Source organism: Parabacteroides sp. AF21-43, assembly GCF_003635435.1.
GTDB lineage: Bacteria > Bacteroidota > Bacteroidia > Bacteroidales > Tannerellaceae > Parabacteroides > Parabacteroides distasonis.
On the sequence record NZ_QTMG01000047.1, the window covers coordinates 14,955 to 15,652 of the forward strand.

The window sequence follows — 698 nt, forward strand, 5'->3', positions numbered from 1 at the left end:
AAATTGCATATCATCGAGCCGGGTATGGAGGATATGTTGCGGGAGGTACTGGCCTCCGGACATTTCAAGGCTTACACCGAGCCTCAGGTGAGCGACGCTTATTTCATGGTGGTACCCACTCCTTTCAAGGGGGATCATGAGCCGGACGTATCGTTCGTTGAGTCGGCTACCCGTATGGTGCTTCCTTTGTTGAAGGAGGGGGATTTGTACGTGATCGAGTCTACATCGCCGGTGGGGACGACCGAACGGATGGCTAGTTTGATTTTCTCGGAACGGCCGGAGCTGAAGGGCAAGATCTATATCGCTTATTGTCCGGAGCGGGTGCTTCCGGGTAACGTGATCTATGAGTTGGTGCATAACGACCGGGTCATCGGCGGTATGGACGAGGCCTCCACCCGTAAGGCGATGGAGTTCTACGGCCAGTTCGTGAAGGGTACGCTTCACCCAACGAATAGCAAGACGGCCGAGATGTGTAAATTGACCGAGAACTCAAGCCGGGACGTACAGATCGCTTTCGCCAATGAGCTGTCGTTTATCTGCGATAAAGCGGGAATCAATGTGTGGGAGCTGATCGATTTGGCGAACAGGCATCCCCGTGTGAATATCTTACAGCCGGGTTGTGGTGTTGGTGGTCATTGCATAGCGGTGGACCCTTATTTCATCACGGCGGAGTTTCCGATGGAGAGCCGTATGATCTC

At 53.7% G+C, this 698-nt stretch carries 1 protein-coding gene; it reads left to right on the forward strand.

Annotated elements, in window-relative coordinates:
- A partial coding sequence (locus DWX84_RS20640) for a nucleotide sugar dehydrogenase (RefSeq protein WP_233573974.1) occupies positions 1–698 on the forward strand: 698 nt, incomplete at both ends.